Origin of the sequence: Methylobacterium jeotgali (genome assembly GCF_022179345.1) — a bacterium.
GTDB classification, from domain to species: domain Bacteria; phylum Pseudomonadota; class Alphaproteobacteria; order Rhizobiales; family Beijerinckiaceae; genus Methylobacterium; species Methylobacterium jeotgali.
The window spans coordinates 1-22,066 of sequence record NZ_BPQR01000070.1 but is presented as its reverse complement, the minus strand read 5'-3'; the positions used below and the strand labels follow the sequence as shown (position 1 = coordinate 22,066).

Below are 22,066 nucleotides of genomic sequence, written 5' to 3'. Positions count from 1 at the left end.
GCATGGGTCCCGTGCGCCGTCATCCCGGCGCACGGGACCCATGCTAACCGCGCCGCAATGATCCCGCTTCGGGAACGAACCGCGAGAGCCCCATCGACGTGTCGCACGATTCCGCCCCGTCCCCCCTCACCGCCGCGCCGGGCAACCCCCTGCGCGGGGCCTCGCGTCCGCCGGGCGACAAGTCGATCTCGCACCGGGCGATGATCCTCGGCCTGCTCGCCATCGGCGAGACGCGGATCGAGGGGCTGCTCGAGGGTGACGACGTGCTGCGCACGGCCGCCGCCGCGCGGGCGCTGGGCGCGGGGATGGAGCGGCTCGGCGAGGGACGATGGCTGGTGCGCGGCGCCGGCATCGGGGGCTTGAGCGATCCGGCCGAGACCCTCGACTTCGGCAATGCCGGCACCGGCTCGCGGCTGATGATGGGCGTCGTCGGCGGCCAGCCCGTCACCGCGACCTTCGACGGCGACGCCTCGCTGCGCAAGCGCCCGATGCGGCGCATCCTCGACCCGCTGGTCCGCATGGGCACGCAGGTGGTGAGCGAGGCCGAGGGCGGGCGCGTGCCGCTGACGCTGCGCGGCCCCCGCGAAGCGATCCCGATCACCTACGAGACGCCCGCGGCCTCGGCGCAGATCAAGTCGGCGGTGCTGCTCGCCGCCCTCAACGCGCCGGGCGTCACCACGGTGATCGAGACCGCCGCCACCCGCGACCATACCGAGCGGATGCTGCGCCTGTTCGGCGCCGAGGTCTACGTGACGCCCCACGGCGAGGGCGGCCACGGCCGCGCGGTGATGCTCACCGGCCAGCCGACCTTACGCGGCACCGACGTGATCGTGCCGGCCGACCCGTCCTCGGCCGCCTTCCTGATCGTCGCCGGGCTGATCGTGCCGGGTTCCGAGGTGACGATCCGCGGCGTGATGATGAACCCGCTGCGCATCGGCCTGATCACCACGCTCCTCGAGATGGGCGCCGAGATCGAGCGCCGCGACGAGCGCGAGGAGGGCGGCGAGACGGTCGCCGATCTCGTCGTGCGCACCAGCCGGCTCAAGGGCGTCGACGTGCCGGCCGAGCGGGCGCCGGCGATGATCGACGAGTACCCGATCCTCGCGGTCGCCGCCGCCTTCGCCGAGGGCACGACGCGGATGAGCGGCCTGCACGAGCTGCGGGTGAAGGAATCCGACCGTCTCGCCGCCGTCGCCGCCGGGCTCGCAGCCAACGGCATCGACTACGCGATCGAGGGCGACGACCTCCTCGTCACAGGCGACGGAGCGGCGCCGAGGGGCGGCGGCACCGTCGCGACCCATCTCGACCACCGCATTGCCATGGCCTTCCTGGTGCTCGGCCTCGCGACGCGCGAGTCCGTGACGGTGGACGACGGCGCAATGATCGCCACGAGCTTCCCGAGGTTCCTGCCGACCATGGCGGGGCTCGGCGCCAGGATCGGGTAGGACCCTTGCCTCTCGTCATCGCCATCGACGGTCCCGCCGCGTCCGGCAAGGGCACGCTCGCCCGCCGCCTCGCGCAGCATTATGGCCTGCCGCATCTCGACACCGGGCTGCTCTACCGCAGCGTGGCGCTGACCATGCTCGATGCCGGGTTCTCTCTCGACGACACGGATGCTGCGGCCCGCGCTGCGGAAACGCTCATCGCCGACCGGCTCGCCGACCCGCGCCTGCGCGAGCGCGCCATGGGCGAGGCGGCCTCGCGCATCTCCTCCGTGCCGGCGGTGCGGGCGGCGCTGCTCGCCTGGCAGCGGAGCTTTGCCGGCAACGCCGTCGGCGCCGTGCTCGACGGGCGCGACATCGGCACGGTGATCTGCCCGGACGCGCGGGTGAAGCTGTTCGTGACGGCGAGCGCCGAGGAGCGTGCCCGCCGCCGTCATCTGGAGCTCACCGCGCGGGGCGAGGACACGACGCTGGCGATGATCCTGGCCGACGTGAGGGCCCGCGACGAGCGCGACGCCAACCGCTCCGCCGCACCCCTGAAGGCCGCCGAGGACGCAGTGATCCTCGACACCACCGAGCTCGACGCCGAGGCCGCCTTCGCCGCGGCCAAGCACGTGGTCGACGGGGCGCGCACGCAGTAGCCTCACATCCCCCGCGGTTTCGCACGGCGGGTCGGAGGCTCGGCGAGCGGGTCCTCCGGCCAGGGATGGCGCGGGTAGCGGCCGCGCATTTCGGAGCGCACCGCCGCCCAGGAGCCCCGCCAGAAGCCCGGCAGGTCGCGGGTGATCTGGATCGGCCGCTGGGCGGGCGAGGTCAGGTGCAGCACCAGCGGCGTGCCGCCGCCGATCACCGGATGCCGGTCGAGCCCGAACAGCTCCTGCACCCGCACCGCGAGAACGGGCCCACCCTCGGCCTCGTAGTCGATGGGCAGGCGCGAGCCGGTCGGCACCTCGACATGGGTCGGGGCCTCGGCCTCCATCCGGGCGCGCAGCGACCAGTCGAGAAGACCGAAGAGGCCATGGCCGAGGTCCTCGGCGGAGATCGCGTCGAGGCTGTTGCGGCCGACGATGTGGGGCCCGAGCCAGTCGCCGAGACTCTCTCGGAGCGCGGTGTCCGAAAGGTCCGGCCAGGGGGCGCCCTCCGCGGCGCGCAGGAAGCGCACCCGCGCCAGCCACTGCCGCAGGGCCGGCGTCCAGGGCAGGGCGTCGAGGCCGAGCCCTGCGATGCCGCGGGCCAGGATCGCGGCGGAGGCCTCGTCCGCCGGAACCGGCAGGGTGCGCTCGCCGAGGCCGACCGCGCCGAGCCGCCGACGGGCGCGGGCCCGGAGCGCCTTCGCGGAAGCGTCGAAGACGACCTCGCTCACCGCCTCGATCCGGTCGGGAAACAGCGCCTCGATCGCCTCGCGCTCGATCGCGGCGGCGGCGAGGATGCGCGCCTGCGCCGCCGATCCGGCGAGATCGGCGACGACGAGATAGGGTTCGCGGGCGAGCGGCGCGGCGGGATCGAGGCGTCCGGCCCGGCCGTTCGCCATCACGAAGGCGCCGTCCTTTCCGCGCCCACGGGCGATGCGGTCCGGGTAGGCCAGCGCCAGGAGCGGGCCGACCGGGGCCGGTGCGTCCGAGTCCGGATCGCCGCCGGCCTGCCGCGCCCAGTTCGCGGAGAGCCGGCGCATGTTCTCGGCGCGGCCGCCGCGCTCCCGGCGGAAGCGCTCGACGCGCTCGGCGACGTCGACGCTCTCGCCCCCGAGCCCGCGCTCCACCAGCACCGCCGCGACATCCGCGGCCATGCGGGCCTGCCCGTTCTCGGCCGCGGCGACGACCATCCGCGCGAGGCGCGGCGGCAGGGGCAGGGCGCGCAAGCGCCGGCCCGTCCCGGTGAGGCGTCCGTCGCCGTCGAGGGCGTCGAGGTCGCGGAGCAGGCTCTTCGCCTCCGCGAGCGCCGGGGCCGGCGGCCTGTCGAGAAAAGGCAGGGCGGCCGGGTCCGCGACGCCCCAGGCGGCGCAGTCGAGCACGAGCCCGGCGAGGTCGGCGGCCAGGATCTCGGGCTGCGCGAAGGGATCGAGCGAGACGGTCGCCGCCTCTGGCCAGAGCCGCCAGCACACCCCCGGCTCCGTGCGCCCGGCCCGGCCCCGGCGCTGGTCGACGGAGGCCCTGGATGCGCGTGCCGTGACGAGCCGGGTCAGCCCGATCCCCGGCTCGTAGACCGGCACCCGCGCGAGGCCGGAGTCGACCACGATGCGCACGCCCTCGATGGTCAGCGACGTCTCGGCGATGCTGGTGGCGAGCACGACCTTGCGGCGGCCGGGCGGAGCCGGGGACACGGCACGGTCCTGCGCGGCCGGATCGAGGGCGCCGTAGAGGGGGGCGATCTCGACCTCCGCGCCGACCTTGCCCTCCAGCCGCTCGGCCGTCCGCAAGATCTCGCCCTGGCCGGGCAGGAAGGCGAGCACGGAGCCGGGGTCCGCCCGCAGCGCCCGCAGCACCGCCTCGGCCATCGCGTCCTCGATCCGCCGGTCCGGGTCGCGGGGGAGATATCGGGTCTCGACGGGATAAGCGCGGCCCTCCGAGCGCACCACCGGCGCCTCGCCCAGCAGCGCGGCGACGCGGGCGCCGTCGAGGGTCGCCGACATCGGCAGGATGCGCAGGTCCTCCCGCAGGCCGCCCTGCGCATCGATGGCGAGCGCCAGGCCGAGATCGGCGTCGAGCGAGCGTTCGTGGAACTCGTCGAAGAGCACCGCGCCGATGCCCGAAAGCTCCGGATCGTCGAGGATCATGCGCGTGAACACGCCCTCGGTGACGACCTCGATGCGGGTCCGCGCGGAGACCTTCGAGCCGAGGCGCACCCGGAGACCCACGGTCTCGCCGACCCGCTCGCCGAGCGTCTGCGCCATGCGCGCGGCGGCGGCGCGGGCGGCCAACCGCCGGGGCTCGAGAAGGACGATCTTCGCGGTCCCGAGCCAGGGCGCGTCGAGGAGCGCGAGCGGCACCCGCGTCGTCTTGCCGGCGCCCGGCGGGGCCACGAGCACGGCGGCGTTGCGCCGCGCGAGCACCGCGAGAAGCTCGGGCAGGGCCTCATCGATGGGGAGGGGCGCGTTCGGCGGCATCGGCGGTTCAGTGCGACGATTGTCGGCTTACGGCAACCGTGGCCGCTTCTCCCCAGGGGAAGGGCGCGGGGCGACTGATCGGCGGCCGGCGCTCTGCTAAGACGGAGCCATGGCCGCCTCCGCCGCACGCTCGACCGACAAAGCCGCCTCGACGGCTCCTTCCGCCGTCTCCGCGCCGACGCCGATGATGGCGCAGTACATCGAGATCAAGGCCGCCAACCCCGACTGCCTGCTCTTCTACCGGATGGGCGACTTCTACGAGCTGTTCTTCCAGGACGCCGAGATCGCCTCGCGGGCGCTCGGCATCGTGCTGACGAAGCGCGGCAAGCACGCAGGCGACGACATCCCGATGTGCGGCGTGCCCGTGGAGCGCTCCGACGACTACCTGCATCGGCTGATCGCGCAGGGCCACCGCGTCGCCGTCTGCGAGCAGACCGAGGAGCCGGCGGAGGCCAAGAAGCGCGGCCCGAAATCCGTGGTGCGCCGGGAGGTGGTCCGCCTCGTCACGCCGGGCACCATCACCGAGGACAGGCTGCTCGATCCCGCCCGCGCCAACCTGCTGCTGGCGATCGGGCGTCGGAAGGTTTCCGACAGCGAGCACGCCTACGGCCTCGCCGCCCTCGACATCTCGACCGGGCGCTTCGCGTTGTCGGAAGTGCGCGCCGCCGACCTCCCCGGCGCCATCGCACGGCACGACCCGCGGGAGATCGTGCTCTCCGAGGCGATCCACGCCGATGCAGGTCTCGCCCGGCTCTGGGACGAGACGCCGGCCGCAGTCACGCCCTTGGCCCAGGCGGAGCTGGAGCCCGCCTCCGCCGAGCGGCGCATCCGGGAGTTCTACGGCGTCTCGACGCTCGACGGGTTCGGCAGCTTCTCGCGGGCGGAACTGGCGGCTGCTGGCGCGGCGCTCCTTTACATCGAGCGTACGCAGTTCGGTGCGCGCCCCGCCCTGCAGCCGCCCTCCCGCGAGGCGGGCGGGGCGACCATGGGCATCGATGCGGCGACGCGGGCGAATCTCGAGCTCACGCGCACGCTGTCCAGCGAGCGGGGCGGGAGCCTTCTCGGCGCCATCGACCGCACGGTGACGGCGAGCGGCGCGCGGCTGCTCGCCGAGCACCTCGCGGGGCCGCTCACCGACGTGCCGGCCATCGCCCGCCGGCAGGAGGCGGTGGCCTTCCTGGCCGAGGAGCACGGGCTGCGGCGCGACCTGCGCGACGCCCTGGCGCGGGCCCCCGATATCGCCCGCGCCCTGTCGCGGGTCGGGCTCGGCCGGGCGGGGCCGCGGGACCTCGCCGCGCTCCGCGACGGGCTGGAGGCGGCGGCCGACCTCGCCCTGCGGCTCGGAGAGGCGGCACTGCTGCCGGAGGCGCTCGATACCCTTCGTGAGGGCCTCGGCCGGGCCGACCCGGCGCTGGCGGCGGAGCTTCGCGCGGCTCTCGCCGATGATCTGCCCCTGAGCCGCCGCGACGGCGGCTTCGTGCGCGCGGGCTACCACCCCGAGATCGACGAGGCGCGGCTGCTCGGGCAGGACTCACGAAAGGTCGTCGCCGCCCTCCAGGCCCGCTACGCCGAGGAGTCCGGCTGCCGGACGCTCCGGATCAAGCACAACAACCTGCTCGGCTACTTCATCGAGGTCCCGCAGGCAGTGGGCGAAGCCTGCCTCAAGGGGCTGATGCGCGACTTCGTGCATCGCCAGACCATGGTCGACGCCATGCGCTTCACGAGCGTGGAGCTGGGCGATCTCGAGAGCCGCATCTCCGGCGCCTCCGACCGCGCGCTGGCGCTGGAAGCGGGCGTGTTCGAGGACCTCGCCGCGCGGGTCGTGGCGGCGGAAGGCGCGGTGGCTCAGGTGTCCGAGGCGCTGGCCGGCCTCGACGTGGCCTCGAGCCACGCCGAGGTCGCGGTGGAGCTCGACTGGTCGCGACCGCTCGTCGACGACAGCCTCGCCTTCGCGGTCGAGGGCGGACGCCATCCCGTGGTCGAGGCGGCGCTGCGACGGCGGGGCGAGCCCTTCATCGCCAATTCCTGCGACCTCTCCGGCGAGGGGCGGGGGCGCATCCGCCTCGTCACCGGCCCGAACATGGGCGGCAAGTCGACCTTCCTGCGCCAGAACGCGCTCATCGCCGTGCTGGCTCAGGTCGGCGCCTTCGTGCCGGCGACGCGCGCCCATGTCGGGCTCGTGGACCGGCTGTTCTCGCGGGTCGGCGCGGCGGATGACCTGGCGCGCGGGCAGTCGACCTTCATGGTCGAGATGGTCGAGACCGCCGCGATCCTCAATCAGGCGACCCGGCGCTCCCTCGTGATCCTCGACGAGATCGGGCGGGGCACGGCCACCTTCGACGGGCTTTCCATTGCCTGGGCCTGCCTGGAGCACCTGCACGAGACGAACGCCTGCCGGGCGCTCTTCGCCACGCATTTCCACGAGCTGACCGCGCTGGGGCAGCGCCTCGCGCGACTCGACAACGCCACCCTCAAGGTCGCCGAGCACCGAGGCGAGGTCGTGTTCCTGCACGAGGTGGTGGAGGGCACGGCCGAGCGCAGCTACGGCCTCCAGGTCGCCCGCCTTGCCGGGCTGCCGGCGGGCGTGGTGACGCGGGCCGGCGCGATCCTGAAAGGCCTGGAGAAGGCGGAGCGGGCCCGGCCCGGCAAGCCCCGCATCGATGACCTGCCGCTCTTCGCGTCGATCGATCCTCCTGCGCCCCCCGCGCCGGAGCCGGAGGACAGGCTCGGCGCGCTCCTCGACGCCATCGACCCGGACGCCCTGACGCCGCGGGAGGCGCTCGACGCGCTCTACCGGCTCAAGCGCGAGCGCGCGGCGCGAGGTTGAACCCGTCGAGGGACAGCTCCGGCCCGGGGCGGTCGCCGGTGCGCCCCGCCCGGCGCTCGCAGAGATAGTGAAGAACGCTCGCCACGACGCGCTCCGTATAGGGCTTGGCGATGATGCCGAAGGCGCCGGCGTAGTCGTCCGGCACGCGCTTGGCGTTCGCGGTCATGAACACGACCGTGGTGCGCGGGTCGGCGCTCAGCGTCCGTCCGACCTCGACGCCGGTCGGCCCGTCCACGAGATGGACGTCGACGAGGGCGACGTCGGGCGGGTCCGCCTGTCCGAGGGCGATCGCCTCGCGGCTGCTCGCGGCGACGCCGATCGTGGTGTGGCCGAGATCGTCCAGCAGGCACTCGAGCTCGAGGGCGATGAGCACCTCGTCCTCGACCACGAGCACCCGCAGGCCTTTCCCACACCTGTCGCCGCCCATGACGTCTCCCGTCGTGGCGGCCGTCGGTCCGGCCGCGAAGGATCTCTTCTGCCTGATTCGCTCAGTCTTCGCTGCCGAGCGGAATGCGGATCTCCACGCGCGTGCCCGGCGCGTTCTCGTGCCAGGCGATGGCGCCGCGCAACTGGCGCACCACCATCTCCACGAGGCTGCGGCCGAACCCGGCAGGGTTGGGCGCCGCGGAGCCGAGACCGACCCCGTCGTCGCCGATGGTGATGTGCAGGGCCTCGGCCTGGCGCCGCGCCTCGATCGTGACCCGGCCGGCCCGGTCGCCGGGGAAGGCATGGCGCAGCGCGTTTGTGGTCAGCTCGTGGATCATCAGGGCGAGCGGCGCCGCCATCGCGGCCGACACGGCGATCGGGTCGAAGGCGCCCTCGAGATGGGTGCGCTCCGGGTCGAGGCCGGCATTGAGATCGGACAATAGGTCGGCGGCGAAGTCCTGGAGATTGAAACGGGTCGCGTCGCCCGCCGAGTAGAGCATGCGGTGCGCCGTCGAGAGCGCTCCCACGCGCTCGGCGATGCCTTGGAGCGCGTCCCGCGCCTCGCCCTCGGGAGTGCGGCGCGCCTTCAGCAGGATCAGCGAGGAGATGACCTGGAGGTTGTTCTTAACCCGGTGGTCGACCTCGTGGAGCAGCGCGGTCTTCTGCTCCAGGGCGGCGCTGAGGTCGGCGGTGCGCAGGTCGACCAGGCGCTCCAGCTCGTCGTTGGCGTTGCGCATCGCCTGCTCCAGGCGCTGCTTCTCGGTCATGTCGGCCTGGGCCGAGTAGAAATGCGTGACGACCCCCTCGGCGTTACGCACCGGGTTGATGGTCATTGCGTTCCAGAAGCGGGTCCCGTCCTTGCGGTAGTTGAACAGCTCCACCTCGCACGGCTGCCCCGCCGCGATCGCGGCGCGAATGCGAGCGACCTCGGCCCGGTCGCTGTCGGGCCCCTGGAGCATACGGCAGTTGCGGCCGACGACCTCGTGCCGGCCATAGCCGGTCTGCTGCGTAAAGGCGTCGTTGACCCAGACGATCGGCTGGTCCGGCTGCCGCGCGTCGACGAGCGCCATCGGCGTCGGGCTCGACGCGAACGCGCCGAGGAGAACGTTCCCGTCAAGCGGAAAGTCCGAAGCGTGCGCGTCGTTCTCGATCTTCATGGCGCGCGGCGGAACGGAAGGCGGGCAGGCGCCCGCATGGACCGGCCGAACGCGTGCGGCTGTCCGCGATCCGTTAACCAAACCTCCATCAACCTGTCCCGACGGTGATGCAGCCGCCGGCACCGGCGGCGGCGCAAGGCTGCCACGATTTTCGCGGATCAAGGCGCGCGAGCCAAGGGAGTTCCATTGCCATGGCGATTCAAGCGGCCGCGTCCCCGGCGCCGCGCAAGCTGCGCCTGCGGGATCTACTCGAGGACCGGCGCGCCGCCCTGATGCTGGCGCTCGGCTTCTCGTCCGGCCTTCCGCTGCTGCTGGTGCTCGGCACCTTCACCCTGCGGCTGGCCTTCTCCGAGATCGACGTGAAGTCGATCGGCCTGTTCAGCTACGTGGCTCTGCCCTACTCGCTGAAGTTCCTCTGGGCTCCGGTCGTGGACCGGACGGACGTGCCGCTGCTGGGCCGGCTCCTCGGCCGCCGCCGGGCCTGGATGGTGACGACGCAGCTCGCGGTGGCCGCCTGCCTCGTGCTGATGGCCTTCGCCGATCCGGCGACGAACCTCTGGCTCCTCGGTCTCGGCGCCTTCCTCGTCGCCTTCTGCGCGGCGACGCAGGACGTGGTCATCGACGGCTGGCGCATCGATGCGGCGGGCAGCGACTTCCAGGGCATCCTCGCCGCGACCTCGAACCTCGGCTACCGCTTCGGCCTCGTGGCGGCGGGCGCCGGCGCCCTGTTCATCGCCGCGGAGACGGGCTGGCGCTTCGCCTACCTGTCGATGGCCGCGCTCATGGCGATCGGCCTCGTCGCCGCGCTCCTGGCGCCGCCCTTCGACGAGGCGCGCCGGACGCGGGCGGCGTCCGAGCCCGAGGGTCCGCCGCGCTCGCGCCTGTGGTCGGTGCGCCGGGCGATCCTGGAGCCGCTCACCGAGCTTCACGGGCGCCTCGGCCACGCGCTCTGGGCGATCCTGCTCCTCGTCGCCCTCTACCGGATGCCCGACTTCGTCTCCGGGGTGATGGCGAGCCCGCTCTACAAGGATGTCGGCTACGGCCTCACCGAGATCGCCGCCGTCTCGAAGCTCTACGGCATCTGGGTGGGCATCGCCGGGGGCTTCGCGGGCGGCTGGGCGATGCAGCGCCTCGGCATGTTCCGGGGACTGCTGATCGGTGCCTTCCTGTGCGCGGCCTCGAACCTGTCCTTCTCCTGGCTCGCCATGGGCGCGCCGGAGGTCTGGCGGCTGATCGTGGCGATCTCGATCGACAATTTCTGCGGCTCCTTCGCCGGCATCCTGCTCATCGCCTACATGTCGAGCCTCACGACGCCCGGCTACGCGGCGACGCAGTACGCGCTGTTCTCCTCGCTCTACGCCCTGCCGGGCAAGCTCGCCGCGGGCCTCTCGGGCTTCGTGGTGGCGGCCTACGGCTACCCGGTGTTCTTCCTCCTCACCGCGCTGGTCGGCATCCCGGTGGTGCTGCTCTGCCTGGCGGTCGGCCGGCCGAAGCCGAAGGCGGACGGCGCGGCCGAGCTCGAGGCACTCGCCCGGAACCCATCGGCGGGGACGGAAATTTCATCCACCGGATCGCAGGGGGCGACGCAGGGGACCTGAGGCATGAGCGACATCGCAACCGTGGGAGGCAGGCTCCCGGTCGCCGTCGAGGCCCCGGTCCGCGCCCTGAGCGACGAGGATCTCGCCGCGCTCCGCAACGCGGTGCGCGCGCTGGAGCAGCCGGGCCTCGCCGCCCGACTCTCGGCGGCCGCCGGCGCACCCCTCGAGCTGCTCGGACGCTCTCTGCCGGCGCCCGTCACCACCGCCGTGGCGCGCTCGACCGAGACCGCCATGCGCGCGGCGATGCGCGTCGCCCTGGCGACGCTGCCCCGGACCGCCGCGGTCGAAGGCGGCACCGCCGTCGTTCCGGCCGAGCCGGTGACGCGGGGGCGCCTCGGCCGCCTGCTCGGCTCCGGCGAGATCGGCCACAAGGCGATGGCCGCGGCCTCCGGCGCGATCGGCGGCGCCTTCGGGATCGCGACGCTCGCCGTCGAGCTGCCGGTCTCGACGACGCTGATGCTGCGGGCCATCGCCGAGATCGCCCGTGAGGAGGGCGAGGACATCGATACGCCGGAGGGCGCGCTCGCCTGCGTCCAGGTCTTCGCCCTCGGCGGGCGCGGCGGCGAGGCGGGGCTCGCCGAGAGCGGCTACTTCGCGGTGCGCGCCGCGCTCGCCAAGACCATGGCCGAGGCCGCCCGCTACGCCGGCAGCAAGGCCCTCGTGGACGAGGCCGCCCCGGCGCTGCTGCGCTTCGCCACCCAGGTCGCGGCCCGCTTCGGCATCGTCGTGTCCCAGAAGGTCGCGGCCCAGGCCGTGCCGATCCTCGGCGCCTTCGGAGGCGCGGCCGTCAACACCGCCTTCATGAGCCATTTCCAGTCGACGGCACGGGGGCACTTCACCGTCCGGCGCCTGGAGCGCACCTACGGCAAGGACGCGGTGCGGGCGGCCTACGACGTGGAGAAGGCGGCCCTCGGCATCGCCTGATCCGCCGCGCTTTCCCCCGGTGGTTGCCTCTCCCGGTCGATTGCGGGACCCTTCGCGCCGCGCGGAGGGATCCCGATGCTGGGCAATGCGGAAATGGTCGGCCGCCTCGTGCTGGCGGCGCTCCTCGGGAGCGTGATCGGCTTCGAGCGCGAGCGCTTGCTCTGGGCGGCGGGCCTGCGCACGCACATGCTGGTCTGCGTCGGCGCCTGCCTGATCATGCTCGTCTCGGCCTTCGGCTTCGGGGACGCCCTCGGCCGGCCGGGCGTCACCCTCGATCCGAGCCGCGTCGCAGCGCAGGTGGTCTCCGGCATCGGCTTCCTCGGGGCGGGCACGATCCTGCTGCGCGGCGAGGTCGTGAAGGGGCTGACCACGGCGGCGAGCCTCTGGGCGGTGGCGGCGATCGGGCTCGCCATCGGTGGCGGCCTCTACGTGCCGGCGCTCGCCGCGACCGTCATCGTCGTCGCGATCCTGGCGGGCGTGAAGCCGATCGAGGAGCGCTGGCGCAGCCGGATGCAGACCCGCAGCCTGCGCATCGTCGCCCGCACCGGCGAGATCACCCTCGACGTGCTGCACGCCATCACCGGCGAGCGGGCCTCGCGGGTGAAGCAGTTCGTGGTCCGCCCCAACGACCGGGACGGCTACGAAGAGGTGACGATCGCCTTCGTGCGCCTCTCCGCGACCAGCGTCGAGGCGATCGCCCGCGAGCTGCGCGCGCAGGAGGGGGTCGAGCGCGTCGAGACCGTCTGAAGCTCAGCCCTGCCGGCCGTCCTCGCCGTTGCCGAGGAAGAGCCGGTAGGCCGGATTCCCGGTCTCGTCGGTGCAGGGGTAGCCGAGCGCCTCGATCGCGGCATCGAAGCGGGCGCGCTCCGCCTCCGGCACCGCGATGCCGGCGAGCACGCGGCCGTAGTCGGCGCCGTGGTTGCGGTAGTGGAACAGGGTGATGTTGAAGTCCTCGCCGAGCCGGTCGAGGAAGTTCATCAGCGCGCCCGGCCGCTCCGGGAACTGGAAGCGGTAGAGCCGCTCGTCGGCAAGCCCCGAGGCGCGCCCGCCGACCATGTAGCGGATATGGACCTTGGCCATCTCGTTGTCCGAGAGGTCGTGGACGCCGTAGCCCGCCTCCGACAGGGAGGCCGCCAGCGCCCGCTTCTCCGCCGGGCCGCCGGGAAGGTTGACGCCGACGAAGATGTGGGCGGCCGCGCCCGGCGCGTAGCGGTAGTTGAACTCGGTGATCGCCCGGGGCCCGAGCGCGCGGATGAAGGCGCGGTAGGCGCCCGGCCGCTCGGGGATGGTGACGCCGAGCAGCACCTCGCGCTGCTCGCCGATCTCCGCGCGCTCGGCGATGTGGCGCAGCCGGTCGAAGTTGAGGTTCGCCCCGCTCGAGATCGCCACCAGCGTACCGGTGCCGCCCTCGCGCTCCGCCCAGGCCTTGGCGCCGGCGAGCGCCAGCGCGCCCGAGGGCTCGGAGACGGCGCGGGTGTCGTCGAAGATGTCCTTGACCGCCGCGCACATGGCGTCGGTGTCGACGGTGACGATGCCGTCGAGATGCTCCCGGCAGAGGCGGAAGGTCTCCTCGCCCGCCCGCCGCACGGCGACGCCGTCCGCGAACAGGCCGACACTGGGCAGGTTCACCGGCTCTCCGGCGGCGAGCGCTGCGGCCATGCAGGCGGCGTCGTCCGGCTCGACCCCGAACACCTTGGTCTGCGGGCGCAGGTACTTCACGAAGGCCGCGATGCCCGCCGCGAGGCCGCCGCCGCCGACGGGCACGAAGATCGCCTCGATCGGCCCGGAATGGCGGCTGAGGATCTCCTTGCCGATGGTGCCCTGGCCGGCGATTACCTCCGGGTCGTCGAAGGGGTGGAGGAAGCTCAGTCCCTCCTCGGCCTCCCGGCGCCGGGCCTCGGCCAGCGCGTCGTCGAAGGCGTCGCCATGCAGCACCACTTCCGCGCCGCGGGCGCGACAGGCCTCGACCTTGATGGCGGGCGTCGTGCGCGGCATCACGATCACCGCCCGCACGCCGAGGCGCTGGGCGCCGAGCGCCACGCCCTGCGCATGGTTGCCCGCCGAGGCGCAGATGACGCCGCGGGCCAGCTCCTCGGCGGAGAGCGCGGTCATCTTGTTGTAGGCGCCGCGCAGCTTGAACGAGAAGACCGGCTGAAGGTCCTCGCGCTTCAGCAGCACCGGCCGGCCGAGGCGCGCGGAGAGCCGCGGCATCGCGTCGAGAGGGCTCTCGCTCGCCACGTCGTAGACGCGGGCGTCGAGGATCTTGCGGATGTAATCGGTCACGGGCGGCTCTCGGGTTCGGCCCGAGATAGACCCTCGGCCCCGACAATGCGAGCCGACCCGCCTCAGGCGGCGAAGGCCATGCTCCGGTGCCGGGCCGCCGCCAGCCTGACGATCCGGCGCGCCGTCGTCGGCGCCAGCGCCTGGAACTCGTCGTAGGCGGTCTTGAGGGCGAGGTGGTCGAGCTCGCGCCTCTGCTGGTAGGCGATCAGCTTCTTCAGGGAGTTCCAGTCGAACTCCAGGCCCCGGCCGATGCAGACGAATGGCCGCCAGCCGGGCGCGGCGAAGGCCGCCTGCACGATCTCCGGCGCCATGCGGGCCATGAAGCTCATCCCGGCGATGACGTCCTCCGTCCGGCGGACATCCGCCCAGGCCGCGATCTGGCGTGGCGAGAGGCGCTTGCTCGCGAACTGGGTGGCCACGTAGGCCCGCGATGCGCCGAGCGCCATCGGCTCGCCCTCGCTGGCGTCCGGTTGGAGGCCGAGCAGGATCGCAGGCAGCACCTGCGCGCTCCAGACCGCGGCGGCGTCCTCGAGATCCTCCGCGAGCGCCGACAGGCAGCGGGCGCGGGCCAGCGCCACCAGCTCTGCGTGCGCAGGCTCCGGGGCGTCCGCCCGGGCGGCGAGGCGCAGGGTGAGGCGCTCGGAGCGCCGCGCCTGATCGACCAGGCACGACCACCCCTGCGCCGAGAAACGGGTTCCGATGTTGGCGGCGAGCGTCTCCGAGGCCGGCAGGTGCGCGCGCGCGACGAGGCCGTCCGTGACCGCTTCCTCAAGGCTCGTGCGTCCGGCCATGGCGAGCACGTGCGCCTCGGAGGCCTCCCGGCTCAGGCGCTCCAGGGTCGCCCGGTCGACGAGCGCCGAGCGCAGGAGGATCGGCGTCGCCACGTCGGCGGCGTCGGCGGCCAGATAGGCGAGGGTGCGAAGCGGCGCGCGCCGCAGCCCGGCCATCCGCTCGGCCAGCTCGCAGCGGGCCTCGTGGTCGACCTTCGTGGCCAGGACCAGCAGCAGCTCGTCGAACGTCTCCCGCTGCTCGACCGGCACCCGGGACCAGCGTGCCATGAGGAACTCGGTGGCCGCGCGCAGGACGCGGTTCTGCTCGGCCGCGTCCCGGCTGTCGATCGCGGCCTCGATCTGCGCCAGCAGCTTGCCGAACATACGCATCGCGACGGGACGCCCGCCTCAGGCCGACTTGGCGACGGCCTGCGCCGCGGCCTTCTCCCGCTCGGCGACGAGGGCGTTGATAAGATAGGGCCGCCAGAGACCGAAGGCCTGGTGCACGGCCGCGTCGAGCTCGGGAAAGTAGAATGGCTTGGCCAGGAAGGCCCCGACCCCGAAGGTCTTCAGGCTCTTCTGCGTCTTGGCGTCCACCTTGGCGCCCATCATCACGGTCCTGACCTCACCAGCCCCCGCCTGGAGCTGGCAGGCGAGCTCGAGGCCCGGCATGTCGGGGAGGCCGAGCTCGATGATGGCGAGGTCGAAGGGCCGGCGCTGCTGGGCGCGCAGCGCCGGCCGGGCCCGATCGAAGGCCGTGATCTCGAAGGTGAAGCTGCTCTGCGCTAGCAGCCGGGCGATGACGCTGCGCGAGGCTTCCGAGGGATCCACCACGAGCAGGTTCAGGCTGTGGCCGAGGACCCGGCAGGCATCGATCAGCCGCTTGATGGGCGTCTCGCCGAACGGCTTCAGCAGCACGTCGTAGGCGCCGATGCTCTGGGCGACGTGCGGCCACCGGGGCGAGAGCAGATCGGAGAGCAGCACGATCATGGTCTGCGGGCCGGCAGCGGTCTGCCATTTCATGATGTCGCGGCCGTCCGTCTGGGGCAGCATGACGTCGACGAACAGAAGATCGATCGCGTTGTCCTGCAGCGCAGCATTGAGCTGGGTGCCGTTTGCGACCTCGATGACGGTCGTCCCCGGAGCGATGCGTGCGATCATCTCGCTCAGGTCGATGCGGACATCCTCGTCCGCATCGGCGATCACTAAAGTTACGGCTCGAGACATCGAGATTATCTCTTTTTATTTATATTAGCGTTCGCGAACTGTCATCTGGTTATATATTATGCGATATTACTAAACAGTGATGATGAGCGGCAAAAGCGCGGCATCCGCAGCGCAGATCGACCCAATTTGTGAGAGGTACGGCTCACGCCGGACCACCTGCGATGGCAGGTCTTCCGGCAATGCGGTCCGCGCGCTGCGCCCCCGGCCGCCCGCGCCCTACCAGAGTCGCTCCAGCAGCGCCGCGCCCCAGACCAGCGCGGCGAGCACCTGCGCCAGGAAGGCGCCGGCCGAGGCCACGTCCTTGACGATGCCGATGGAGGGATGCCGGTCCGGGTGAAGGTGGTCGCAGAGCTTCTCGACCGCAGTGTTCAGGTACTCCGCCGAGAGCATGGCGAGGAGGCTCGCGATCAGCGCGACCTTCACCCAGAGGCCGGAGCCGAGAATGAGGCCCACGGGGATGCCCGCCGCCAGCACCGCCAGCTCCTGGCGCACGGCCCGCTCCGTGCGGGCGCCGTGCACGAGGCCGCGCCAGGAGTTCAGGAAGGCGAGGTAGAGGGCTTCCATCGTCTTACCTTCCCCCCGGGGCGGCCCGCGCGATCCAGCGGGCCAGGATCGGCCCGGTGATCAGCACGACGAACAGGCGCAGGGTCTGGACCGCGAGCACGAAGGACACGTCCGCCGTCGAGCCGACCGCGATGATCGCCACGGAATCGAGCCCGCCCGGGCTCGTCGCCAGGAAGGCGGTGAGAGGATCGATCGGCAGGATGCGCGTCAGCGCCAGTGCCCAGAACCCGCAGAGAACGATCACTCCGAAGGTCGCCGCGAGGATGCCGGGCAGGGCGTGCAAGGTCTCGCGGACGGTCTCGCGGGTGAAGCGCAGGCCGATGTACCAGCCGATGAGGGCGTAGGAGCCTTCGAGCAGCACGTCCGGCAGGTCCATGCGGGCGAGGCCGCTGACATGGAGGATCGAGCCGATCACCATCGGGCCGATCTGGGCGCCGGCTGGGATGCGCAGGCGATGGCCGGCGAGGCCACCGAAGAGTGCGACTGCGAGCGTCACGAGCACCGAGCCCGCCCCGCCGCCCTCGCCTGCGGGGGAGGCCGGGGCAGCGGAGGCATCCGTCAGGAAGCGGGTGACGAGGGCGGCCGAGAGCACCACGGCCACGACGCGCACGTACTGCATGAAGGCGACGAGGCGCGGATCGGAGCCGTAATCCTCCGCCATTGCCACCATGGCGGCCGCGCCGCCCGGCGAGGAGCCCCAGGCGGCGGTGGTGCCGGGCAGGACGCGAAGCCGCGTCAGCACCAGCCCGACAAGGGCGCCCGCCGCCACGGTGAGCAGCACGACGAGCAGCATCACCGGCCCGTCCGCGAGCAGGGTGCGGGCGGTCTCGCCGGTGACGGCGTGGGCGACGAGGCAGCCGATCACCGCCTGCGCCGCCAGGAAGGCGACGCGGTGGACGGTCAGCCCCGCGCCGCCGGCCCCGAAGGCGATGGCGCAGAGCATCGCGCCGAGCAGCGAGGCCGCGGGAAACCGGGCGAGGACCAGGGCGTAGGTGAGGGCGCCCGAGGCCGCCAGCAGCGCGGCCCAGAGGCGGATCGTCTTGGCGTCGGGCAAGGGGGCGGGAACCGGGGACGAGGACCGGGCGCGGGGACCGGGAGGGACGTGGCGCGCGGCTACACCGGATCGGCGGCGCTGTCACGGCTGGCGGGCGCCGCCGCCTCCCGGCAGGCGACGGTGCCGGGGGGCGCCTGCCCGCGCAGGAAGGCAGCGAGATGCGAGAGGCCGGCGGCGCGAGGGTCGCTCGCCCGCCAGGCCAGCGCGATAGTGCGGCCGGGCCCGTCCGCATCGAAGCTGCGCAGCGCCACGAGGCCGCTCGGATCCGGCCCCTGCGGCACGGCGAGCGAGGGCAGCAGCGTGTAGCCGGCGCCCGCCGCCACCATGGAGCGCAGGGTCTCCAGGCTCGTGGCATGGCGCGGGGCGCCGCTTCCCGCCCCGCAGGCGGCGATGGCCTGATCGCGCAGGCAGTTGCCCTCGTCGAGGAGCAGCAGGTCCGGCCCGGCGATGTCGATGGCCCGCAGCGCGCCGCCCTGGGCGAGGGCGTGATCGGAGGGGCAGGCGAGCCAGAACGGCTCCACGAAGAGCGGCGAGAGGGTCAGCCCGGCTCCCGAGATCGGCAGCGACACCAGGGCCGCGTCGATGCGCCCGTCGCGCAGGCCCTCGACGATCTCGGCGGTGCGCGCCTCGCTGAGCGCCAGGGAGAGGAGCGGATACTCCTCCCGCAGGGGCCGCAGGATCAGCGGGAACAGGTAGGGGCCGAGCGTCTGGATCGCGGCGAGCACCAGCCGCCCGGTGAGCGGCGCGCCGCGGCCCTCGCTCGCCAGAGCGAGCAGCCGCTGGGCCTCCGCCAGCACGGCCCGGGCCTGCCGCACGATCGCCTGTCCCGCCGGGGTGAGGAGGACGCGGCGGTTCGAGCGCTCGAATAGCACGAGGCCCAGCGTCGCCTCCAGCTTGCGGACCTGCACGCTCAGCGTCGGCTGGCTGACGTTGCAGCGCTCGGCGGCCCGGCCGAAATGCCCCTCGTCGCAGACGGCGACGACATACTCGAGATCGCGCAACGAGAGGCCCGACAGGTTCATAGGCCCTGTCTATCATTATCTTTGCGACGATGCATTTGCTACGGGGCTATACGGCCGTCATAACCTGCGCTCAGAACAATTCCAGGCTGGGGCCCAGGTCCCGACCGTCGAGCATCGAAGCAGAGAAGGCAGCCGCATGAGCGACCAGCGTCCGATCCTGACCACCCGCCAGGGCCATCCGGTCCGCGACAACCAGAGCATGCGCACGGTCGGGGAGCGCGGCCCGGCGACCCTCGAGAACTACCAGTTCATCGAGAAGATCACCCATTTCGACCGCGAGCGCATTCCGGAGCGCGTCGTGCACGCCCGGGGTGCCGGCGCCCACGGCTTCTTCGAGGCCTACGGCAAGATCGGCGACGAGCCGGCCTCCAAGTACACCCGCGCCCGCGTGCTCAACGAGACCGGCGTGAAGACGCCGATGTTCGTGCGCTTCTCGACCGTGGCCGGTGCCAAGGAGAGCCCGGAGACCGAGCGCGACCCGCGCGGCTTCGCGGTGAAGTTCAAGACCGTCGAGGGCAACTGGGACCTCGTGGGGAACAACCTCAAGGTGTTCTTCATCCGCGACGCGATCAAGTTCCCCGATATGATCCACGCGTTCAAGCCGGACCCGGTGACGAACCGCCAGGAGGCGTGGCGCTTCTTCGACTTCGTGTCGCAGCACCCCGAGTCGATCCACATGGTGACGTGGCTGAAGTCGCCCTGGGGCATCCCTGCGAACTACCGCGAGATGGAGGGCTCGGGCGTCAACACCTACAAGCTCGTCAACGCCGAAGGCGTGGCGCACCTCTGCAAGTTCCACTGGATCCCGAAGCAGGGCGTGCGCAACCTGACCTCGGCTCAGGCCTCGGAGATCCAGGCCAAGGACGTCGGCCACGCCACCCGCGACCTCTACGACAACATCTCCAAGGGCAACTTCCCCGAGTGGGAGTTCGCGGTGCAGATCATGCCCGACGGCCCGAACGACCATCTCTCCTTCGACCCGCTCGACGACACGAAGCGCTGGCCCGAGGACCAGTTCCCGCTTCTGAAGTGCGGCCGGATGGTGCTCGACCGGGTGCCGGACAACTTCTTCGCCGAGGTCGAGCAGTCGGCCTTCGGCACGGGCGTGCTCGTCGACGGCATCGACTTCTCGGACGACAAGATGCTCCAGGGGCGCACGCTGTCCTACTCGGACACGCAGCGCTACCGCGTCGGCGCCAACTATCTGCAGCTGCCGATCAACGCGCCGCAGGCCGGCGCCAAGGTCTACTCGAACCAGCGCGACGGCGCGATGACCTACGGCGTCGACGGCACCGGCCCGAACAAGCACATCAACTACGAGCCCTCGACGCTCGCCGAGGGCCTGCGTGAGGCCCCGAAGCCCGCGAAGGACTACCACCAGCCCGTCCAGGGCGAGCTCGGCCGCTACCAGACGAGCCGCACCGAGGACGACTACACCCAGGCCGGCAACCGCTACCGTTCCTTCGAGGACTGGGAGCGCGAGGACCTCATCGCCAACCTCGTCGGCGACATGAAGCAGTGCCCGGAAGCCATCCAGCTGCGGATGGTCTGGCATTTCTGGCACGCGGACGAGGATTACGGCCGCCGCGTCGCCGAGGGCGCCGGCATCGACCTTGAGAAGGCCAAGGCCCTGCCGCCGCTGCCGGGCCGCGCCGCCCCGCACAAGCGCCTGACCGCCGAGATCTTCACGGACGGCAGCCAGGCCCACAAGGTCGCCGCCGAGTAAGACGGCCGCCCATCGAGCTCCGGAGCCCCGCGCGAGTGAAATCGCGCGGGGTTTTTTCCATTGGTGCGGCCCTCGCCGTGGCTGCGGGCACGAGCGGCAGCGCAGCGATCCGACAGAGATCGACGACGGCTTGCCAATCAGATATCTAGTTGGTTATATAGCCATATGGATATGGAATCGGCGCTCAGCACACGATTCGCGGCGCTCGCCGACCCGACACGGCGCGCCATTCTCGCGCGGCTCGCGGAGGGCGAGGCGACCGTCTCGGAACTCCGAAAACCCTTCCCGATCAGCCAGCCGGCGATCTCGAAGCATCTCAGGGTTTTGGAGCAGGCGGGCCTCATCGAGACGGGCCAGGACCGGCAGACGCGGCCCCGCCGCCTCAAGGCCGGCGCGCTGCGCGATGCCGCCGCCTGGCTCGGCCGGATCGACGCGCTCTGGAGCGGGCGCCTCGATCGCCTTGACGAGTTCCTGACCCGACAGACCGAGGAGTGACACCGATGTCAGAGACGCCGAAGGACACCGCGGGCGCGCCCCAGTTCCACATGGAGCGGCACTTCGCGGCACCGCGCCAGCGGGTCTGGGACGCGTTCGCGAAACCGGAACAGCTCGCGCAGTGGTTCGGGCCGAAAGGCTCGACGATCACGATCCTGTCCCACGCGCTGCGTCCCGGCGGGATGATCCACTACGCCATGGACTTTCCGGGCGGCGGCCGCGTCTACGGGCGGTCCGTCTACCGGGAGGTCGAGGCGCCGTCGCGCCTCGTCTGGGTGAACTCCTTCGCCGACGCGCAGGCCGAGATCGTGCGCGCGCCGTTCTTCGACGGGACGTTTCCCCTGGAACTGCTGACCACGGTGGTCCTGCACGAGGACGGCGCCGGAACGCGTCTCGAACTGACCTGGGGGCCGCTCGACACCGGCGAGGCGGAGCGGCGGACCTTCTCCGAGAACACCGAGTCCTTCCGCCAGGGCTGGACGGGCAGCTTCGATCAGCTCGAGGCGTTCCTCGCCTGATCCTCAGGCCCGGCCGCCGACCACCCGGTCGCGGCCGGCGCCGAGCGCGAAGAGGGCCGCACCTGCGCAGATGCCGCAGAACAGCAGCGTCGGCAGCCCGCGCCAGCCGTCGCCGAGGCTTTCCAGCCGGACGAGGCCGAAGGTGAAGGGGCCGAGCGCGGCGAGCGAGTAGCCGCCACCCTGGACCATGCCGGAAAGCGCGGCCGCCCCGCCCGCGTCGCGGGCCCGCAGCACGATGAGCGTCAGGCCGAGGCCGAACAGGCCGCCGAGGGCCGCGCCGAGGGCGAGCATCCCCGGCACGATCAGGGCCGGCGGGCCGTGGAAGGTCGCCACGTAGGCGGCGGCGGTCGCCGCGAGGAGCGCGCAGGCGAGGAGGCGCTGCCGGCGCAGGCGGCCGGCGAGGATCGGCACGAGGAGGGCGGCCGGCGCTTGGCCGAGGCTCATCAGCGAGGCGGCGGCGCCGGCCGCCGCGGGGTCGAGGCCGCGGTCCTGAAGCAGGGTCGGGGCCCAGGCGAACATGATGTAGGCCATGGAGGACTGGAGCCCCATGAAGCCCGTGACCTGCCAGCCGAGGGGATCGCGCCAAGGGTTCGCTCCGGCGGTACCGGCCGGTGGACGCGCGGAGGTTGTCCCGGCCGACAGCGCGAGGGGCGCCCAGGCCGCGGCGGCGGCGAGCGCCGGCACCGCCCAGGCCGCGAGCGCCACGCCCCAGGCGCCTTCGAACCGCGTCGCCAGCGGCACCGAGAGGGCGGCGCCTCCGGCCGCCCCGAGGCAGAGCATCATCGTGTAGAGGCCCGTCACCGTGCCGGTGCGGGTCGGAAAGTCGCGCTTGATGATGCCGGGCATCAGCACTCCGGCGAGCCCGATGCCGGCCGCCGAAAGGGCCGCGCCGAGGTAGAGGGTCTCGATCCGGCTGGCGGCCTGCATCGC

19 protein-coding genes are annotated in these 22,066 nt (G+C 72.5%); 9 read left to right on the top strand and 10 right to left on the bottom strand.

All coding sequences use genetic code 11. The features are described 5' to 3' along the window. Positions 1-98 precede the first annotated feature (98 nt). Together aroA and cmk are read left to right on the top strand one after the other, a co-directional pair. The gene (aroA, locus tag MFF04_RS18340; protein WP_238277926.1) at positions 99-1,445 is read left to right on the top strand and encodes a 3-phosphoshikimate 1-carboxyvinyltransferase; all 1,347 of its coding nucleotides are present in this window, start codon (positions 99-101) and stop codon (positions 1,443-1,445) included. A 5-nt stretch (positions 1,446-1,450) separates the two neighbouring features. Further along, positions 1,451-2,083, top strand: coding sequence for a (d)CMP kinase (gene cmk, locus MFF04_RS18335; protein WP_238277924.1), 633 nt, complete (start codon positions 1,451-1,453; stop codon positions 2,081-2,083). Positions 2,084-2,085: 2 nt separating this feature from the next. Here cmk and hrpB read toward each other — a convergent pair whose 3' ends face one another. Then, the gene (gene hrpB / locus MFF04_RS18330; RefSeq protein WP_238277922.1) at positions 2,086-4,545 is read right to left on the bottom strand and encodes an ATP-dependent helicase HrpB; all 2,460 of its coding nucleotides are present in this window, start codon (positions 4,543-4,545) and stop codon (positions 2,086-2,088) included. A gap of 109 nt (positions 4,546-4,654) precedes the next feature. On the opposite strand from hrpB, the gene mutS reads away from it, so the two are divergent. After that, positions 4,655-7,372, top strand: coding sequence for a DNA mismatch repair protein MutS (gene mutS / locus MFF04_RS18325; RefSeq protein WP_238277920.1), 2,718 nt, complete (start codon positions 4,655-4,657; stop codon positions 7,370-7,372). Here mutS and MFF04_RS18320 read toward each other — a convergent pair. Beyond that, positions 7,344-7,799: a response regulator gene (locus MFF04_RS18320; protein ID WP_238277918.1), complete on the bottom strand. Its 456-nt coding sequence runs from the start codon at positions 7,797-7,799 to the stop codon at positions 7,344-7,346. The genes mutS and MFF04_RS18320 overlap by 29 nt on opposite strands. Positions 7,800-7,860: 61 nt before the next feature. After that, entirely contained in the window at positions 7,861-8,955 is a 1,095-nt protein-coding gene (locus tag MFF04_RS18315) for a PAS domain-containing protein (protein ID WP_283206387.1), read from the bottom strand. A 191-nt stretch (positions 8,956-9,146) separates the two neighbouring features. Between MFF04_RS18315 and MFF04_RS18310 the strand changes: the two genes are divergently transcribed. From MFF04_RS18310 to MFF04_RS18300, 3 genes are all read left to right on the top strand, one after another. After that, positions 9,147-10,553, top strand: coding sequence for an AmpG family muropeptide MFS transporter (locus tag MFF04_RS18310; protein WP_238277914.1), 1,407 nt, complete (start codon positions 9,147-9,149; stop codon positions 10,551-10,553). A 3-nt stretch (positions 10,554-10,556) separates the two neighbouring features. After that, positions 10,557-11,477, top strand: a complete 921-nt coding sequence (locus MFF04_RS18305) for an EcsC family protein (protein ID WP_238277912.1) — start codon at positions 10,557-10,559, stop codon at positions 11,475-11,477. 75 nt (positions 11,478-11,552) lie between these two features. After that, complete coding sequence (locus MFF04_RS18300) at positions 11,553-12,224, top strand: MgtC/SapB family protein (RefSeq protein ID WP_238277910.1); 672 nt, start codon at positions 11,553-11,555, stop codon at positions 12,222-12,224. A gap of 3 nt (positions 12,225-12,227) precedes the next feature. Here MFF04_RS18300 and ilvA read toward each other — a convergent pair whose 3' ends face one another. The 6 genes from ilvA to MFF04_RS18270 all read right to left on the bottom strand — a co-directional run bounded on the left by ilvA (position 12,228) and on the right by MFF04_RS18270 (position 18,397). Continuing rightward, positions 12,228-13,760: a threonine ammonia-lyase, biosynthetic gene (ilvA, locus tag MFF04_RS18295; protein WP_238277908.1), complete on the bottom strand. Its 1,533-nt coding sequence runs from the start codon at positions 13,758-13,760 to the stop codon at positions 12,228-12,230. Positions 13,761-13,822: 62 nt separating this feature from the next. Then, on the bottom strand, positions 13,823-14,920 hold the full coding sequence (locus tag MFF04_RS18290) for a DUF2336 domain-containing protein (RefSeq protein ID WP_238277906.1): 1,098 nt from the start codon (positions 14,918-14,920) through the stop codon (positions 13,823-13,825). An 18-nt stretch (positions 14,921-14,938) separates the two neighbouring features. Continuing rightward, positions 14,939-15,757 (bottom strand): response regulator, encoded by an 819-nt coding sequence (locus tag MFF04_RS18285; RefSeq protein WP_238277904.1) that lies wholly within the window; start codon positions 15,755-15,757, stop codon positions 14,939-14,941. A 216-nt stretch (positions 15,758-15,973) separates the two neighbouring features. Next, positions 15,974-16,321 (bottom strand): diacylglycerol kinase, encoded by a 348-nt coding sequence (locus MFF04_RS18280; RefSeq protein ID WP_238277902.1) that lies wholly within the window; start codon positions 16,319-16,321, stop codon positions 15,974-15,976. Positions 16,322-16,325: 4 nt separating this feature from the next. Beyond that, positions 16,326-17,375, bottom strand: a complete 1,050-nt coding sequence (locus MFF04_RS18275) for an AbrB family transcriptional regulator (RefSeq protein WP_238277900.1) — start codon at positions 17,373-17,375, stop codon at positions 16,326-16,328. A 59-nt stretch (positions 17,376-17,434) separates the two neighbouring features. Then, the gene (locus tag MFF04_RS18270; RefSeq protein ID WP_238277898.1) at positions 17,435-18,397 is read right to left on the bottom strand and encodes a LysR substrate-binding domain-containing protein; all 963 of its coding nucleotides are present in this window, start codon (positions 18,395-18,397) and stop codon (positions 17,435-17,437) included. A gap of 136 nt (positions 18,398-18,533) precedes the next feature. Between MFF04_RS18270 and MFF04_RS18265 the strand changes: the two genes are divergently transcribed. The 3 genes from MFF04_RS18265 to MFF04_RS18255 all read left to right on the top strand — a co-directional run bounded on the left by MFF04_RS18265 (position 18,534) and on the right by MFF04_RS18255 (position 21,136). Then, positions 18,534-20,123, top strand: coding sequence for a catalase (locus tag MFF04_RS18265; protein ID WP_238277897.1), 1,590 nt, complete (start codon positions 18,534-18,536; stop codon positions 20,121-20,123). Between the two features lie 171 nt (positions 20,124-20,294). Continuing rightward, on the top strand, positions 20,295-20,618 hold the full coding sequence (locus MFF04_RS18260; RefSeq protein WP_238277927.1) for an ArsR/SmtB family transcription factor: 324 nt from the start codon (positions 20,295-20,297) through the stop codon (positions 20,616-20,618). Positions 20,619-20,623: 5 nt separating this feature from the next. Further along, positions 20,624-21,136 carry an SRPBCC family protein gene (locus tag MFF04_RS18255; RefSeq protein ID WP_238277895.1) on the top strand — a complete coding sequence of 171 codons (513 nt, stop codon included), beginning with the start codon at positions 20,624-20,626 and terminating at the stop codon, positions 21,134-21,136. A gap of 3 nt (positions 21,137-21,139) precedes the next feature. Here the strand turns inward: MFF04_RS18255 and MFF04_RS18250 are convergent. Next, positions 21,140-22,066 (bottom strand): MFS transporter (locus MFF04_RS18250; protein WP_238277893.1); only part of this gene is annotated, 927 nt, incomplete at its 5' end.

Coding starts and splice junctions, on each gene's coding strand:
- MFF04_RS18310 (WP_238277914.1), top strand. CDS start 9,147: ATGGCGATTCAAGCGGCCGCGTCCCCGGCGCCGCGCAAGCTGCGCCTG.
- MFF04_RS18260 (WP_238277927.1), top strand. CDS start 20,295: ATGGAATCGGCGCTCAGCACACGATTCGCGGCGCTCGCCGACCCGACA.
- MFF04_RS18290 (WP_238277906.1), bottom strand. CDS start 14,920: ATGCGTATGTTCGGCAAGCTGCTGGCGCAGATCGAGGCCGCGATCGAC.
- MFF04_RS18320 (WP_238277918.1), bottom strand. CDS start 7,799: ATGGGCGGCGACAGGTGTGGGAAAGGCCTGCGGGTGCTCGTGGTCGAG.
- MFF04_RS18255 (WP_238277895.1), top strand. CDS start 20,624: ATGTCAGAGACGCCGAAGGACACCGCGGGCGCGCCCCAGTTCCACATG.
- MFF04_RS18280 (WP_238277902.1), bottom strand. CDS start 16,321: ATGGAAGCCCTCTACCTCGCCTTCCTGAACTCCTGGCGCGGCCTCGTG.
- MFF04_RS18270 (WP_238277898.1), bottom strand. CDS start 18,397: ATGAACCTGTCGGGCCTCTCGTTGCGCGATCTCGAGTATGTCGTCGCC.
- MFF04_RS18315 (WP_283206387.1), bottom strand. CDS start 8,955: ATGAAGATCGAGAACGACGCGCACGCTTCGGACTTTCCGCTTGACGGG.
- MFF04_RS18305 (WP_238277912.1), top strand. CDS start 10,557: ATGAGCGACATCGCAACCGTGGGAGGCAGGCTCCCGGTCGCCGTCGAG.
- hrpB (WP_238277922.1), bottom strand. CDS start 4,545: ATGCCGCCGAACGCGCCCCTCCCCATCGATGAGGCCCTGCCCGAGCTT.
- MFF04_RS18300 (WP_238277910.1), top strand. CDS start 11,553: ATGCTGGGCAATGCGGAAATGGTCGGCCGCCTCGTGCTGGCGGCGCTC.
- MFF04_RS18265 (WP_238277897.1), top strand. CDS start 18,534: ATGAGCGACCAGCGTCCGATCCTGACCACCCGCCAGGGCCATCCGGTC.
- mutS (WP_238277920.1), top strand. CDS start 4,655: ATGGCCGCCTCCGCCGCACGCTCGACCGACAAAGCCGCCTCGACGGCT.
- MFF04_RS18285 (WP_238277904.1), bottom strand. CDS start 15,757: ATGTCTCGAGCCGTAACTTTAGTGATCGCCGATGCGGACGAGGATGTC.